10 protein-coding genes are annotated in these 15,476 nt (G+C 64.7%); 4 read left to right on the top strand and 6 right to left on the bottom strand.

Annotated features, from left to right (window positions below):
* Nucleotides 1–66 precede the first annotated feature (66 nt).
* Nucleotides 67–2,304 carry an NADP-dependent isocitrate dehydrogenase gene (locus tag ADBZ9O_RS26585; protein ID WP_526526113.1) on the top strand — a complete coding sequence of 746 codons (2,238 nt, stop codon included), beginning with the start codon at nt 67–69 and terminating at the stop codon, nt 2,302–2,304.
* Between the two features lie 57 nt (nt 2,305–2,361).
* Here the strand turns inward: ADBZ9O_RS26585 and ephH are convergent, their stop codons facing one another.
* Nucleotides 2,362–3,210, bottom strand: coding sequence for an epoxide hydrolase EphH (gene ephH, locus ADBZ9O_RS26580; RefSeq protein ID WP_526526112.1), 849 nt, complete (start codon nt 3,208–3,210; stop codon nt 2,362–2,364).
* 65 nt (nt 3,211–3,275) lie between these two features.
* Here ephH and ADBZ9O_RS26575 point away from each other — a divergent pair, with 65 nt between their 5' ends.
* Nucleotides 3,276–4,100, top strand: a complete 825-nt coding sequence (locus ADBZ9O_RS26575; protein ID WP_526526111.1) for an exodeoxyribonuclease III — start codon at nt 3,276–3,278, stop codon at nt 4,098–4,100.
* Nucleotides 4,101–4,102: 2 nt separating this feature from the next.
* On the opposite strand, the gene ADBZ9O_RS26570 is transcribed toward ADBZ9O_RS26575, so the two are convergent.
* The 5 genes from ADBZ9O_RS26570 to ADBZ9O_RS26550 form a co-directional block, all read right to left on the bottom strand.
* Nucleotides 4,103–5,668 (bottom strand): serine/threonine-protein kinase, encoded by a 1,566-nt coding sequence (locus ADBZ9O_RS26570; RefSeq protein WP_526526110.1) that lies wholly within the window; start codon nt 5,666–5,668, stop codon nt 4,103–4,105.
* Nucleotides 5,669–5,793: 125 nt separating this feature from the next.
* Nucleotides 5,794–6,933 carry a BTAD domain-containing putative transcriptional regulator gene (locus ADBZ9O_RS26565; RefSeq protein ID WP_526526108.1) on the bottom strand — a complete coding sequence of 380 codons (1,140 nt, stop codon included), beginning with the start codon at nt 6,931–6,933 and terminating at the stop codon, nt 5,794–5,796.
* Between the two features lie 119 nt (nt 6,934–7,052).
* A complete protein-coding gene (locus ADBZ9O_RS26560) occupies nt 7,053–8,471 on the bottom strand; it encodes a hypothetical protein (RefSeq protein WP_526526107.1) in 1,419 nt (472 codons plus the stop codon).
* A gap of 119 nt (nt 8,472–8,590) precedes the next feature.
* Nucleotides 8,591–11,695: a beta-propeller fold lactonase family protein gene (locus tag ADBZ9O_RS26555; protein WP_526526105.1), complete on the bottom strand. Its 3,105-nt coding sequence runs from the start codon at nt 11,693–11,695 to the stop codon at nt 8,591–8,593.
* 585 nt (nt 11,696–12,280) lie between these two features.
* Nucleotides 12,281–13,321, bottom strand: coding sequence for a lipase family alpha/beta hydrolase (locus tag ADBZ9O_RS26550; RefSeq protein WP_526526104.1), 1,041 nt, complete (start codon nt 13,319–13,321; stop codon nt 12,281–12,283).
* Between the two features lie 70 nt (nt 13,322–13,391).
* Here ADBZ9O_RS26550 and trpS point away from each other — a divergent pair, with 70 nt between their 5' ends.
* Both trpS and yhjD read left to right on the top strand, forming a co-directional pair.
* Nucleotides 13,392–14,414 (top strand): tryptophan--tRNA ligase, encoded by a 1,023-nt coding sequence (gene trpS / locus ADBZ9O_RS26545; RefSeq protein ID WP_526526103.1) that lies wholly within the window; start codon nt 13,392–13,394, stop codon nt 14,412–14,414.
* A gap of 16 nt (nt 14,415–14,430) precedes the next feature.
* Nucleotides 14,431–15,471: an inner membrane protein YhjD gene (gene yhjD / locus ADBZ9O_RS26540; protein ID WP_526526101.1), complete on the top strand. Its 1,041-nt coding sequence runs from the start codon at nt 14,431–14,433 to the stop codon at nt 15,469–15,471.
* Nucleotides 15,472–15,476: the final 5 nt, after the last annotated feature.

The following is a 15,476-nucleotide window of genomic DNA, read 5'->3' as shown; positions in this document are numbered from 1 at the left end:
TGGAGATCGACGCGATACTGATAGCCGCTTTGAAAAAGACACACTGACGCCGGGAGAAAACAGCACATGAGCGCGGAGCAGCCGACCATCATCTACACGCTGACCGATGAGGCGCCGCTGCTTGCGACGTACGCCTTCTTGCCGATCGTGCAGGCCTTCGCGAAGCCAGCCGGTATCGACATCCAGACCAGTGATATTTCGGTGGCGGCGCGCATCCTGGCCGAATTCGGTGACTACCTGACCGAAGAGCAGCGCGTTCCCGACAATCTGGCCACCTTGGGCAAGCTGACGCAGCTGCCGGATACCAACATCATCAAGCTGCCGAATATCAGCGCTTCGGTGCCTCAGCTTCTTGCCGCTATCAAGGAGTTGAAAGCCAAGGGCTACGACCTGCCGGAGTTTCCCGGCGATCCGAAGACCGACGAGGAGAAAGAGATCCGCCAGCGCTACGGCACATGCCTGGGCAGCGCGGTGAATCCTGTTCTACGCGAAGGCAACTCGGACCGGCGCGCGCCCAAGGCGGTCAAGGAGTATGCCCGCAAACACCCGCACAGCATGGCTGAGTGGTCGATGGCGTCGCGCACCCACGTGGCCCATATGCGCGAAGGCGACTTCTATCACGGCGAGAAGTCGAAAACGCTGGACAAGGCGCACGACGTCAAGATGGAACTGCAAACCACATCGGGCGAGACTGTCGTGCTCAAGCCGAAGGTCTCGCTGCTCGAAGGCGACGTCATCGACAGCATGTTCATGAGCAAAAAGGCGCTGTGCGAATTCTACGAAGCGCAGATGGAAGACGCCTACAAAACGGGCGTGATGTTCTCACTGCACGTCAAGGCCACCATGATGAAGGTGTCGCATCCGATCGTCTTCGGATACGCCGTAAAGGTGTTCTACAAAGACGCATTTGCCAAGCACCAGAAGCTCTTTGACGAGCTCGGGGTCAACGTCAACAACGGCCTGTCCGATCTGTACAGCAAGATCGAGTCGCTGCCGGAATCGCAGCATGAGGAGATCATCCGCGATCTGCACGCCTGCCATGAGCATCGTCCCGAGCTGGCGATGGTCGATTCGGCCAAGGGCATCACGAACTTCCATTCACCCAGCGACGTCATCGTCGACGCGTCGATGCCCGCGATGATCCGCCTCGGCGGCAAGATGTACGGCGCAGACGGTAAGACCAAGGACACCAAGGCGGTCAACCCCGAGTCCACCTTCTCTCGCATCTACCAGGAGATCATCAACTTCTGTAAGACCGAAGGCCAGTTCGATCCGACGACGATGGGCACCGTGCCCAACGTCGGTCTGATGGCGCAGCAGGCCGAGGAATACGGCAGCCACGATAAAACCTTCGAGATCGCCGAGGACGGCGTCGCCAACATCGTCGATATCGCTACCGGCGAGGTGCTGCTGTCCCAGAACGTCGAAGCCGGCGATATCTGGCGGTTGTGCATCGTCAAGGACGCCCCGATCCGGGACTGGGTCAAGCTCGCCGTCACCCGCGCTCGCAATTCCGGTATGCCGGTGGTGTTCTGGCTCGATCAGGAACGCCCGCACGAGAACGAGCTGCGCAAGAAGGTTGAGGTTTACCTCAAGGACCACGACACCGAGGGTCTCGACATCTCGATCATGTCGCAGGTCCGTGCCATGCGGCACACGATCGAGCGCGCCAGCCGCGGGCAGGACACCATCGCCGCGACGGGCAATATCCTGCGCGACTACCTGACCGACCTGTTCCCCATCCTGGAGTTGGGCACCAGCGCGAAGATGCTGTCCATCGTGCCGCTGATGGCAGGCGGCGGACTGTATGAAACCGGTGCCGGCGGCTCGGCGCCCAAGCACGTCAACCAGCTCCTGGAAGAAAACCACCTGCGCTGGGATTCGCTCGGCGAGTTCCTGGCGTTGGGTGCCAGCCTGGAAGACCTTGGCATCAAAACCGATAACGCCCGCGCCAAGATTCTGGCGACCACCCTCGATGCCGCGACGGGCACACTGCTCGACAACAACAAGAACCCGTCGCGCAAGACCGGTGAGCTCGACAACCGGGGTAGCCAGTTCTACCTGGCCATGTACTGGGCGCAGGAACTGGCCGAGCAAACCGAGGACAAGGAGCTCGCCGAACATTTCGGGGCCTTGTTCACGGCGCTGGCCGAGAAAGAGAACGTCATCGTCGAAGAACTCAACGCCGTGCAGGGTAAGGCCGTCGATATCGGCGGTTACTTCTACCCCGACACCGAGAAGACCACTGCGGTGATGCGGCCCAGCAAGACGTTCAATGCGGTGCTGGAGTCCGCGCAGGGCTAATTTTCCTCGCGCGAGCAGACGCAAAACACCCCGCGACACGCTGTGCGGGAGGGCGGTTTACGTCTGCTCGCGCAGGAAAAGGTCGGCGGGCGCTGTGTTTTCGTCGACGAAGTCGGCGATCAGTTCGGTGACCCGACCGGGTGCCTCCAGCATCGGGATGTGCCCGACGCCGTCGAGGCGACTGATCCGCGAGGACGACGGCAGATATTCGGTGAAATGCCTGCTGTACCGGGGATGCGGCAGCACCCGGTCGAATTCACAGGTGACCAGCTGCACCGGCGCCTCGGCGTTGGCGAGTTCCTTGAGTCCGGGCGCGGTCAGCGATTTCACCAGCAGCTGGAAGTAGGCCGGGCAGTGCGTCGCGTCGTCGATCAGGGTGACCAGTTCGGGGTGGCGCGGTCCGTCTGCGGGACCGCTGACGGCCAGCGTGGCGATACGACGCGCGAACGGCAGCCGCAGGATCCGTTCGGCGCCCAGTAGCCGCGCAGCCAGCAGCGCCGGGCCGCCCGCCAGGAACTTGGCGACGATCTCGAACTTGACCGGTGAGAAGTCGGTCCAGCCGCCGGCGGGCGCTATCGCCGTCAGCGAGCGGGCGCGGCCCCGGCGCTCAAGTTCGAACGACACCCAACCGCCCAGCGAGTTACCCACGATATGAGCGTCTGCCCAGCCCAATTCGTCGAGTTGGCGTTCGACCTCATCGGCGAAGACATGTGTGTCCAGCAACCAACTGCGCGTTCGGGGTCCGCCGTGGTGGCCGACCATCGTCGGCGCGAAAACTTCGAAGCGGCCGGTCTCGGCGAGCTGCTCGGCGACCGTCGACCAGACCTCTTGTGAACACAGGAATGGGTGCAGCAAGAGGATCGGTTCGCCCGATCCGATATGGATCGGTTCGCGTCGGAACGTCATGCCCAGACTCTAGCAAGAACCCGGTACCGCCGGTATCGGGTGAGGTGCGGTTAAGGTCTTGCTCCGTGATTGTCAGCACCATCAACGTCAACGGCATCCGCGCCGCAGTCAAAGAGCGCTCAGATGACAACCGCGGCTTGCTGCCCTGGCTGGCGAACACTCGCGCCGACGTGGTGTGCCTGCAGGAGACCCGCGCTGATGACGAGCAACTCGCAGCGGCTCTGGCCCCGGCGCTCACCGCCGGTTGGCATTTGGCCGCCGCTGAGCCACATCTGAAGGGCCGCAACGGTGTTGCGATACTGAGCCGGCACCCGTTCAGCGCGGTGCGGGTCGGATTCGGCGCCGAGGAGTTCCTGGCTCACGGCCGCTATCTGGAGGTTGACCTGGACACCCCGACCGGCGGGCTCACCGTCGGCAGCGTGTATGTCCAGACCGGCGAGGCCGACACGCCACGCCAGTTGGAGAAGGAGCGGTTCATGGCGGCGCTCGCCGAGCGGATGGCCGAACTGGTTGCCACCGGTCGGGACGCCGTGATCTGCGGCGACTGGAACATCGCCCACACCGAGGCAGATATCAAAGCGTGGAAGGCCAACGTCAAGAAGTCGGGCTTCCTGCCCGGCGAGCGGGCCTGGGTCGGAACGGTGCTCGACGCGGGCTGGGTCGACGTCGTCCGGCAGGCCCACCCGGAGGTGGCCGGTCCGTACAGCTGGTGGTCGTGGCGTGGGAAGGCGTTCGACAACGACGCAGGCTGGCGCATCGACTACCACCTGGCCACCGAGGGACTGGCGGCCCGCGCGGTGGCGGCCGGCACCGAGCGGCCTGCCGCGTACGCCCTGCGCTGGTCCGACCACGCGCCGGTCACCGTCGAATACACCGCAGGCACCGCCTAGGGCTAGGTGACGCTGACCCACCAGTTGTACAACGCAGTCAGGTCCTTACCCTGAGCGGTTCCCAGTACCAGGTCCGATGTCTTGGTCCATACGATGTCAGCGACGCCCTGGTACTCGCCACACGCCAGTGAGCCTTCGGCGCCGTCGTCGGCGGAGCCCTCGTAATCCCAATGCGTGGGGGAGTCTTCGGCGCCGGGGCACGCCGTCAGCTCGTCATCACCGACGAGGGCGGTGAAGTCGTATTCCAGTGCGGCGGCGTCACTGTAGAGCCCGTAGTAGGCGGATTGATGCCCGTCGGATCCTGGTGCCGCGCAATTGAATGCGGCGATGGCGGCCGACTCGTCGGTGTTCAGTTTGCAGGTGGCGGGATTGGGAATCATCCCGAGCAGCTTGCGTTCGTCGGGTGAGAGCGCGGCCGGGGAGCTGACCGGTGTGCGGGTGGTGCTCTCCACGGTGCGGGTGATGGTCAGGGTCGACGCCATCGCGGTGGCATCGTCGGCGTGACGGGTGCTCACCCAGCCGACGGTGCCCGCCACGATCAGCAGTACCGCGGCCACGCCACCCGCGATGAGCCAGCCGCGGCGACGCGCCGGTGGCGTCGGTCCGACGGCGGCCGTCGTCGCCCCCATGTCCGGCAGCGGCGCAGGCGCGGGAAGCGCGCTCGAGGCGATCGTCGGTTCGTGTGCCGGGTATTCCGTTGTCCCGGTACCCACCGGCTGGCCGAGGTCGACGATGCCGATCGCGGCCGCCGCCGCACGAGCCAGCTCGCCCGCGCTTTCGAAGCGGTCCTCGGCTTTTTTGGCCATGCCCTTGGCGATGATCGCGTCGAATGCCGGGGGAATATCGGGTTGGGACGCACTGGGCCGTGGTGGTGATTCCATCAGGTGCGCGGTGATCAGCATGCTGATGCTCTTGGACTCGAAAGGTTGTGCGCCAGTCAGGCATTGATACAGCACGCAGGCCAGCGCATAGATATCGGCTCGAAGGGTGACCGGCTCGCTGCTGAACCGTTCGGGTGCCATGTACGCGTATGTGCCGATGGCAGTGCCGGTTTCGGTCAGCGTCTTCTCCGAAGCCGCGCTCGCGATCCCGAAATCGACGAGATACGCGAAGTCGTCACGGGTGATCAGGATGTTCTCTGGTTTGACGTCGCGGTGCAGGACACCTGCCTCGTGCGCAGCGTCCAGGGCTGAGGCGATATGGCGGATGATGCCGACCGCGCGTGCCGGGGGCATCGGACCGCTGCGGCTCAGTACGGTGCGCAGGTCGATACCGTCGATCAACCGCATATCGACGAAGAGCTGACCGTCGATCTCACCGTAGTCGTGGATCGGCACCACATGAGGTTCCTGCAACCGTCCCGCCGAGCGCGCTTCCCGCTGCAACCGCTCCCGAAACACCGCATCACCGGAAAGTGCCTCGGGGAGGAGCTTGAGGGCGACGATGCGGCCCTTCACGGTGTCCTCAGCCTCGTAGACCTCGCCCATACCGCCGCGGCCGATCAGTCGTCTGAGCTGATACGGGCCGAGTCGGGTCCCCACCCGCGAGTTCTGCGGGGTCTCGTTCATCGCCGCTCTTTCCTTCGTCCGCCACGCTTCGGGCTCGGGCCGCATGTTGTTTCGGGAACTAGTCAAACCGTACTAACTACGCGGCGCGGACGGGGCGAGCCCGGCCGTTGCGGCATCGGCAACGGTCAGTCGGGGCTGGCGAATTCGAAGGTGAAAAGGTGATCGCCGATGCGGATCTGATCGCCGTGCGCGAGGGCGACGCTGCCAGGGACCCGCACGTGCTGCACCTGTACACCGTTGGCCGACCGCAGATCGCTGAGCGTGTAACCGGTTCCGGTGTCGATGATCGCGGCGTGATGCCGACTGACCTTGGGATCGTCGAGGACGACGTCATTCTCGGGTAACCGGCCGATGCGGGTGGCGACCGAACGCAGCTGATGGCGCTCACCCGAGAGCGCGACCAGCCAGGCGGTGGCGCCGCCGGCCTCGACCTGGGTGCGCTGGTCGAGAACGGTTTTGGTACCGGCCGCCGCGGTGCGCGCCGATGCCTTGGTATCCAGTGGTTCCTGGCGCAGGATCTTTTGGTACAGCTTCTGCACGGTCGGCCCTGGATCGATGCCGAGCTCATCGGCCAGCGCGGTCTTGAGTCGCTGGTAGGTCTCCAGGGCATCGGACTGCCGCTCGGTGAGGTAGTAGGCGCTGATCAGCTGCGCCCACAACGGTTCGCGGTAGGGATGCTCGGCGGCTAGTGGCTCGAGGTCACCGATGACTCCGTTCGCGCGGCCGCACGCAAGTTCCGCTTCGGCCCTGGCCGTGACCGTGGTCAGTCGCTCTTCCTCGATGGCGGCGGCAAAAGGCTCGACGAACGGAAATTCGCGCAGGTCCTCCAGCACGGGCCCGCGCCACTGATCCAGCGCCGCGGAGAGGTGGCGGCTGGCCTGGTCGAACTGTCCTGCCGCCGCGGCGTTCACCCCCGCAGCCTTTTCGGCCGCGAATCGCCCCAGGTCACAATCCTTGTCGACGATGCTGAGCCGGTAGCCGGGCGGGGCGCTGGCCAGGATCGCCTGCGGATTGGCCCCAGCGGCCTTGCCGACCAGTTTGCGCAGGTTGGACACATAGGAATGCAGGCCTGCCCTGGCCCCGGACGGGGGCGACTCACCCCAGACAGCATCGATCAGCGAATCCACCCCGACAGCGCGATTGCGGCTGATCACCAAGACGGCCAGGACGGCCCGCTGCTTGGGCGTGCCAATAGCGATGTCGACGCCGTCGATGGTCAGCTGAAGCGGGCCCAGAACGCCAAAGCCGACAGTCGATCCCGCCATCGCCCTCCTGCCGTCCTGCCGTCCAACTCACCTGTCCGAGCCACTGCACCGTCAATTGTGACCCAGCACAGAAAGAGACGCCCGGCTGGGATTCCCAGCCGGGCGTCTCCTTCGCAAAACTAAACGGTGTGCTCCCGGTCGGTGTTGCGCGTCCGGCTGCGGATCAGTACTGCCCCAACCGTGCCCACTCCGACGGCGCCGATACCGATCGCCACCCACATCAGCACGTCCATCCAGGTGTCCGATTGCACAGTGTTCGCGGTGAGACGCACATTCTGGTAGCCGGGCAGCGGGGCTTCTGACGGTGCGGTGAGGCCGGGCAGCTGCTCGGTCTTGCTCACTTCGAACAGGCGCTCGCCGCTGCTGGTCTTCGACCACTGGCCCCACGCTGTCGTCGCGCCGTCGATCAACACCTTGTGGCCACCGACCGTGGGATCGTCACCGAGGTCGGCGATCTCCTTGACCCAGAACGGTGCGCTCGTGCCGGTCGAGTAGCGCAGCTGCACAAGAACGTTCTTCAAGGCGGCCAGTGGTGCCGGCTTCGTAGCGGGTGGCTGCCCCGGCGCCGGGACGTGGCCCCCGCCGGTGAAGCTGCCGACGGAGACATTGCTGACGGCTCCCGTCGGTGTTTTCACCAGGGTCGTGAAGCTGGTGACGCCGGTGTTCGACGCCCCGATCACCGCTCGCTGCAACGGTCCCACCGTGACGATGCGCGGTGCGTCGTCGTAGGTGTAGATCAGCTGAAGCGGGCTGTTGTACGGGTTCAGGATCATCGGGCGGTAGTAGGCGTCGTAGCCCACCCAACCCGAGTTCCACGTCGACACCTGGCTGCTCCATGACGACGAGCTGCTCGCGCTGCTCCACGATGTCTGGCTTTCGATGGACTCGCGGAGCTCGGTCACGTCGGCGGTGTCCGCGGGCCCGGGATCGGCCACCGTCGGCTCGGAGGCCTGCGCGGCGTCGACATCCTGCTGCGGGGCCGAGGCGACCTGGACCTCAGGTGCCTGCGCCGGCTCGTGTGCCGTCGGAACGTCAGCGGCCGGGTCGGACGGGTCACCGGCCGGGTCGTTGGATGCGTCAGCGCCAGAATCCGATGGCTCCGAACCGGTGGAGTCGAACGCCGGTGTGTTGTCCCCGGCGTCCGGTGCCTGTCCTTCGTCGGCGGGCCCTGGATCTGCCGGGCCTGGATCTGCCGGTTCCGGGTCGGCGGGGGCAGGATCGTCAGCCCCTGGGCCTTCGTCGGAATCCATCGGCGCCCAGGACGTGTCGGGGACATCGTCGGTCACCTCTGCCGGGCTGAAGTCACCCGAGCTGTCGCCGCCCATGTCGCCGCCCATGTCGCCGCCTCCGTCCTCGTCGTCAACGAGGCGGATCGTGATGGGTGCGCCGTCCCGCCCGGCCTGGGCGGTGTAGCAGTGGCCGACGGTGCACGGGCTGGTGCCAGGAGCGGTCGTCGCGACCGCTGCACCGGCAAGACCCAGCGTCGCTGTGCCCAACACACCGGCGACCAGTGCGGCGCGAACTGTGTTCGTCATCATGGTTGTCCTCCTCGAGTCTCGTCTGTGTCCGGCACCGCGGTGGTGCTCGGTTGAGACAAGACTCGGACGACGACCTCTTCGGATCCTTGGTGAGTTCTTGATGCGTCAGGCGCCCCCGCTCAGACGGCGGTGGTGGGCTTCGTCGGTTGAAGTTCCTCGACGACGTCCCAGCGGGCATCGCCCGTGCGTGCGGCGTCGAAGTAGGTGTCTTTCAAGATGATCGTGGTGTTGCCGACCGTGATCGTCATATCGCCGTAGTAGCGGGTAATTGGTGTCTCCACGAACACACGACCCTGGTAGCCGGGCCGGATGGTGAAGGTCAGCGATTCGGTGAAGGACTTGGCCTCCGCGGACGACTTGCCGTATTCGCCGGCGATTTCGGCTGACACGATTTCGGCAATCTTGAAGCCGACCTTGGCCGAGAGCTTCCAGCTGGAAGTCACGGTCTGGGTGGTGCTCTCCGAGATTGTCTTGTTCAGGTTGGTGCCGCTGTTATTGGCGAGGGTGTTTCCGACCTGACGGACGGCACTGTAGGTGTCCAGTGTCGAGGAGATTTTGAAACTGCAGCTCACACCGCTCTTGTCGCAGAGTGCGTTGACGGCTGCGGCCTGACTGTCGGATTGCTGGGCAGCGATGTTGACGGTGCTCCCGGCGACGCCGAGCAGGGCGATCCTCGTCTGGTCGTTCCCGGTGCCAAGGCAGTTGCCCTTGGTGCACGATGTGGCGGTCACGAGACCGTCGTTGAAGATTGGATTGATCGTCAGCGATACCGCATAGGTCTGCTGCGTCTGGGGCTGGTAGTAGGTCAGCGTTCCGCCGTTGCCTGTCCAGAAGTATCGGGTGACTTCGAAGTGCTGGGTGGCGCCGGGTGCAAGCACCGTTCCGTTTGCGGGGCCACCGCCACGGCCGACATAGGTCTGGGACTGCAGCACAATCGGATAGGCGGTCAGGTTGGTGATGTCATATCCGAGCGTCCAGTCATTACCGAGCGGCGGGGTGTAGTTCGGGGTCGTCGCTGCAGCAGGTGAGACGGAGAGCTCAGAGTCGGGCAGCCCTGCTCCGACAGCCGCGGCCGGGGTGAGGGTTCCCGCCTGACCGTTGAGCGAGATGACGGTGATCGGCGCATTGCCGGTGCCGAGCAGATCGGTGTGTGCGACAACGATGAGCGGACCGTTGGCGCTGTTGACGGCCACCAGGCTGGTTGGGCCGCTGGCGACGGGCAGGTCGACGACCTCGAAGGTTGCGGTGTCGATCACCGACACCTCACTCGACAGCGCATCGGCCACGTAGAGCTGAGTTCCGTCTGCGCTCAGCGCAATTCCGCTCGGATAGTCACCGACCCGGATCGGTGAACCGATGGCCGCGAGGGTCCTGGTGTCTATCACCGAGACGGTGCCGTCATCGCTGATCGTCGAGTCGCCGGAATTGGCGACATAGAGCCGGGAGCCGTCGGCGCTCACCACGAGCGCAGTGGGCGATTCACCGACCGTGGCGGTCCCCACCACAGCGTTGCGCAGCGTGCTGATCACCGAGACTGTGCCCGAATCGGAGTTGGCCACGTAGACGTAGCGCCCGTCGGGGCTCAACGCCAACCCCGACGGTGTGGTGCCGACCGCGACCGTGGATACGACGGTCCTGCTGACGGTGTCGATCACAGAGACGGTGCCGTCGCTGGAATTGCTGACGTAGGCCCGGTTCCCGTCCCTGCTCAGCACGATCGCACTCGCGTCGTTGCCGACCTGAATCGCTTGTCCGACAATCTTTCCCGTGATGGTGTTGACAACCGACACGGTGTCGTCGGCGTCGTTGAGGACATAGATCCGGTTGCCCGCGGAGTTGACCGCGATGGCGGTGGGCTGACCCCCGATGGTGATCGAGGCGCCGACCTGGCCGGTGCGCAGATCGATCACCGACACCGTGCCGTCGTGGATATTGGTGACGTAGGCACGGGTTCCGTCCTTGCTGACGGCGATACCGAACGGATAGCTGTCGGTGCCAACCTGATTGACCGTCGAGGTGACCGCCCGTGGCGATACGGAAATCCCGTCGACCTTGACCTCGATGGCTGTGCTGACCGTGGTGCCGACCGCCACGGTGAACGAATCGGTCAGGCCAGGAGTCAGGGCCGCGGTGATGCGCCCGACGAGGCTGGGGGTGTACACGTACCGCCCCGTGGTGGTATCGAAGGTCACCGTGCCGTATTGGGGCTTGTTGACCACGGTGTAGGTGAAACCTGCCGCGGGAGTGTTCGGATCCTTGACACCCAACGACCCGGACACCTGCCCGGTGGTGGCGTCAGGAGTGCCGCTGTCCGGAGGGGCGACGACGGTGACCGGCGCGCCAATGCGCACGGACACGTCCACTGTCGTCACACCCGGCTGGCTGAACAGTCGGAAGCCCTTGTCACGCAACGTGACTGTGAAGGTGGCTGCCCCGGAGAAGGTGGGGTCGTTCGGGACAAAGGTGTAGCTGCCGTCGGATCCGACGGTGATCGTGCCCGAGGTGGGCTGCTGATCCACGGTGTAGGTCATCGGGTCCCCGTCGGGGTCCACAGCGCCGATCGTGCCCCGGATGACACCGCCCTCGGAGACCGAAGTCTGGACCGGATGGGCGATCGGCGCGTGGTTGATGAAGGCGCCGACGATCTGGCGGCGCGCCCAGGCGAGCACGGTCCACAGGGTGGGGGAGTCGACAGGGGTCGACGGACTGCCGCCATTGAGGCCGAACGCGGCGAGGAGTCCCGAGATGAGGTTTTCCGGGCCAGCCGCGACCTGTGCTACCTGCGGGGTGGAGACCGTCGCCGTGGCTGGCAGTGCGGTGGCATGCGCGGGCGATGCGGTGAACCGCGCCAGCGGTGTCACTGTTTTGGTGGCCGTCGCAGTCGCTGCGGGTCCGGTGTCTACTGCTGCACTGCTCGCGCTTTCAGTCTCCGCAACACCGGCAGCTACCGGCTTGGCGGTAACGGGTGCGGGGCGATCGGCCGCAGAGGAGCGGGTGATGTTGGTGCCGGTTTTGCCTGTTGCGCTGGCGATGTCGCCGGAACGGGTCTGGTTTCTGCCCGACGTCGCGCGGCTCGGCTTGGCTTTCGGGCCGGCCGGCGATGACGCGTTCGGAGAACTCCCGGTGGTGCCCGGCGAGGCCGTGGTGTCGGGATCGGCCGCTGCCACCCCGTGGCCCGTCGCAGCCGCAAGCCCGAGGCCTGCCGCAACCACAAAACCGCTCACCCGCGAACTACGAGAATCCCCCATTGACCCCAACCTTGTTTAAAGACGGTGTTTTACGACAAGTATTTGCGAATGCGGCAAACATTATGACGCGTGCGTCAAAAGATAACACAGGACAAGGAACGCGCAAGTGTATGGAAACGAAATTCTTTACCCGTACCGATTGCTGAGCCGCAGCGCTTTCCCACGTGTAGATCTGTTCGTTGGAAACCGACCGTTCGACTACATCCGATGAAAAGCGTTGCCAACGTTCAGCATCGAGGCCGCAGAGGGTGGCGAGCCCGACCGGAAGGCAGTGCCGGTCCCAGGCCCAATGAGTGAATTGCCAAGGACTGCAAGGCCAGACTCAACTACAGCATTCATAAACCCATCCCCGGTAGGCATGACGAGTGAACCGATCAATCTCGAACGCCCGCAGGAGAGGACCCGTCAACTGCGTGTTTCATCGGAGCATAGGAATAATTGACGCTCGTGTCCACGCAGATGCGAATGTGGCACGCGCTGCAAAGTTCCCACGCCTGTCATCAAGCGGGGCACCTGGCCCGGATGTGGACCAGGCGTAAGGCTACGAAAGTGATTGCCTGCCTAGGCCGGGCACCCTTGCCGCGTCGGTGCAGACAATGCCGCGGGAGCACCCTCTATCGCGTCGCGCAGCACGGCCAGTGTCCGCGGGTCCCAGGTCAGCCCCGTGTCCCAGGGCAAGCCTGCGGCGTCCGAGACGAAGATGCTGTGGGTGTCGTCGAAGCTCACGCAGCTGCGGTGTGGCAGTACCCGGTCGCTGATATCGGTGGCCAACGCGCTGGATGTCGCAACGATGCCGTCATTGGGCCACACCGTCGGATTGACCGCCCCTGGTTTGGTGAAGCGGTTACCACCGATCAGCACCACGGGGATGTCGTCGAGGACCCCGGCCTGAAATTCGTTCCACCCCGTCGCACCCATCAGATAGCGCTGGTTGACCTCGCGGCCGGACCCCGTCATGAGTAACTCGGCCCGGGCTTTCATCCCCTCCATGCCCTTCTCGCAGAACGCGTCGCCGAGGCAGTCGGCCAGCGGGGTGATGCCATTGGCGTAGTCGGAGAGGAAGCTGCCCTGCCACGGTGTGCCGATCGTGGTCAGCGAGCGGATGTGGATCGGAGACCCGGTCTGCTGGAGCATCCGGAATGCCGCGCGCGAATACAGGCCGCCCATCGAATGACCCACCACGTCGATCTCGTCGACACCGTGGTCGGTGTGCAGATAGTTCAGGAACCGGGCCAGACGCTCACCGGCCAGGTCGATGCTGCCGGTCGAGTCGACGGTCATCACGTCTGGCAGGGTGACCGGGCAGTTCCCGAATGCCCCGAAGCCACTTTGGTCGACCACCGGCCCTCGGCCTGCCATCGCGGGGGAGGTGTAAACGGTGTAGCCCTGGCGCAGCAGATAGTCGCGGATCTCGGTATCGGTGTTGCCGGCTGCCAACCCCGTTTCGCAGGCCAGGTCGGGCGTGGTGAACGGACTGACGGCGTCGCCACCGGACACCACCACTACGGCGCGGTGCGCCGGCGGCTCGGCTGACGCACTACCGACGGGCGCGATGCCCAGCAGCAGCGTAGCCGCGACGATAAGACCAAGTATCCGTTGCATCGGGCCAGCGTAATGGCCCATGTGGGCAGCAGCGGGTAGGCGCGGGTGCGCATGAAATGATCCAACGATCATGAGCGACACCAATCAGCCCCGCCAGGTGGTCTTCTCCGGCGTCCAACCCACCTCCGATTCCCTGCACCTCGGCAATGCGCTCGGTGCGGTCAACCAGTGGGTGGCGCTACAGGACGGTTTCGACGCGTACTTCTGCATCGTCGACCTGCACGCGATCACCATCGCGCAGGATCCGGCGTTACTGCGTAAGCGCACCCTGGTGACCGCGGCGCAGTACCTGGCGCTCGGTATCGACCCGGCCCGCTCCACCGTCTTCGTGCAAAGCCACGTTCCCGCGCATACCGAACTCGCTTGGGTGCTGGGGTGTTTCACCGGTTTCGGGCAGGCATCGCGGATGACGCAGTTCAAGGACAAATCGCAGAAGGAAGGTGCCGACGCCACCACCGTCGGGCTCTTCACCTATCCGGTACTGATGGCCGCCGATGTGCTGCTCTACGACACCAACGTCGTGCCAGTGGGGGAGGACCAGCGTCAGCACCTCGAGCTGGCCCGCGATGTCGCACAACGGGTCAACGCCCGCTTCCCCCGGACGTTCGTGGTGCCAGAGCCGATGATCCAGAAGGCGACGGCCAAGATCTACGACCTGCAGGATCCGACGGCGAAGATGAGCAAATCGGCAGCCACCGATGCCGGGCTGATCAGCCTGCTCGACGATCCGGCGAAGACTGCGAAGAAGATTCGCTCCGCGATGACCGACAGCGACCGCGAGATCCGTTACGACACCGCCGCCAAACCGGGTGTCTCGAATCTGCTGACCATTCAGTCCGCGGTCACCGGCACCGATATCGACACCCTCGTCGACGGCTACGCCGGCCGCGGCTATGGCGACCTGAAGAAAGACACCGCTGATGCGGTCGTTGAATTTGTCACGCCCATCAAAACCCGTGTCGACGAGCTGCTTGCGGATCCGACCGAACTGGAAGCGATCCTGGCTGCAGGGGCGCGGCGCGCGCGGGAGGCGTCTGCAAACACGGTCAAGCGGGTATATGACCGGTTAGGTTTTTTACCGCAGCTGCAGTGAGCGCCGGGAGGCAGGAATGACCGAACCCGCTGAACCCGACAAGAAACCGGGGTTGCTGGACCGGTATCGCGCCAAGTGGCATTGGTTCGATCACGTGATGCGCGGCCAGGAACGCTATAACGACAGCAAGGGCGATTTCTACGCCGCGGGTATCACCTATTTCACGATCTTCGCGATGTTTCCGCTACTGATGGTCGGCTTCGCGGCCGGTGGTTTTGTCCTGGCCAGCCGACCCGAGCTGCTGACGGAGATCGAGAATCGGATCCGGTCCATCGTCACCGGCGATTTCGGTGAGCAACTGGTTGGGCTGATCGATTCGGCCATCGACTCGCGCACCTCGGTCGGTGTCATCGGGCTGGCCACCGCGGCATGGGCCGGGTTGGGCTGGATGGCCAACCTGCGCGAGGCGCTGAGCCAGATGTGGGGCAAACAGCGTGGTGAGCCCGCAGGGTTCGTCAAGACCAAGCTCTCCGATCTCCTGGCGCTGCTATCGGCATTTGTGGCGATCATCCTGACGATCGCCCTTTCGGCGTTGGGCAGTTCGAATCTGATGGCTACCGTGCTGGCCTGGTTGGGCATCCCGGATTCGCCGGTGCTCAGCGTGGTGCTGCGAGTGGTGTCCCTGGCGATGTCGTTGGTCGTCTCATGGCTGTTGTTCACCTGGATGATCGCGCGGTTGCCCCGAGAGCGGATCAGCTTCCGCAGCAGCATCGCGGCGGGTCTGCTGGCGGCGGTGGGTTTCGAGATCTTCAAACAGATTGCGACGATCTATCTGCGCGGTGTCGTGACCGGTCCCGCGGGTGCGACGTTCGGTCCGGTGCTGGGTGTGATGGTGTTCGCCTACATCACCGCACGCCTGATCCTGTTCGCCACCGCATGGGCCGCGACAGCCAAGGACAACCTGCGCGAAGACCTGCTGGCGCCACCGCCGCCTGCGGTGATCAACTCGCGGGTGATTACCCGGCCAGGTCTGCAGGTACCGCAGGCGATGGCCGCTGCGGCGGTGGGAGCCCTTGGTGTGCTGAGCTTTTCGCGGTTCCGCAGCCGCGATCGCTAGTTACT

It is taken from the genome of Mycobacterium sp., from assembly GCF_965229105.1.
Classification (GTDB): Bacteria; Actinomycetota; Actinomycetes; order Mycobacteriales; family Mycobacteriaceae; genus Mycobacterium.
The sequence above is the reverse complement of the archived record's forward strand: the minus strand, read 5'-3'. Positions and strand labels throughout refer to the sequence as shown.

Excerpts from the sequence above, each read along its gene's own strand:
- ADBZ9O_RS26585 (WP_526526113.1), top strand. The coding sequence starts at position 67 with ATGAGCGCGGAGCAGCCGACCATCATCTACACGCTGACCGATGAGGCG.
- ephH (WP_526526112.1), bottom strand. The coding sequence starts at position 3,210 with ATGACGTTCCGACGCGAACCGATCCATATCGGATCGGGCGAACCGATC.
- ADBZ9O_RS26570 (WP_526526110.1), bottom strand. The coding sequence starts at position 5,668 with ATGAACGAGACCCCGCAGAACTCGCGGGTGGGGACCCGACTCGGCCCG.
- ADBZ9O_RS26565 (WP_526526108.1), bottom strand. The coding sequence starts at position 6,933 with ATGGCGGGATCGACTGTCGGCTTTGGCGTTCTGGGCCCGCTTCAGCTG.
- ADBZ9O_RS26560 (WP_526526107.1), bottom strand. The coding sequence starts at position 8,471 with ATGATGACGAACACAGTTCGCGCCGCACTGGTCGCCGGTGTGTTGGGC.
- ADBZ9O_RS26550 (WP_526526104.1), bottom strand. The coding sequence starts at position 13,321 with ATGCAACGGATACTTGGTCTTATCGTCGCGGCTACGCTGCTGCTGGGC.
- trpS (WP_526526103.1), top strand. The coding sequence starts at position 13,392 with ATGAGCGACACCAATCAGCCCCGCCAGGTGGTCTTCTCCGGCGTCCAA.
- yhjD (WP_526526101.1), top strand. The coding sequence starts at position 14,431 with ATGACCGAACCCGCTGAACCCGACAAGAAACCGGGGTTGCTGGACCGG.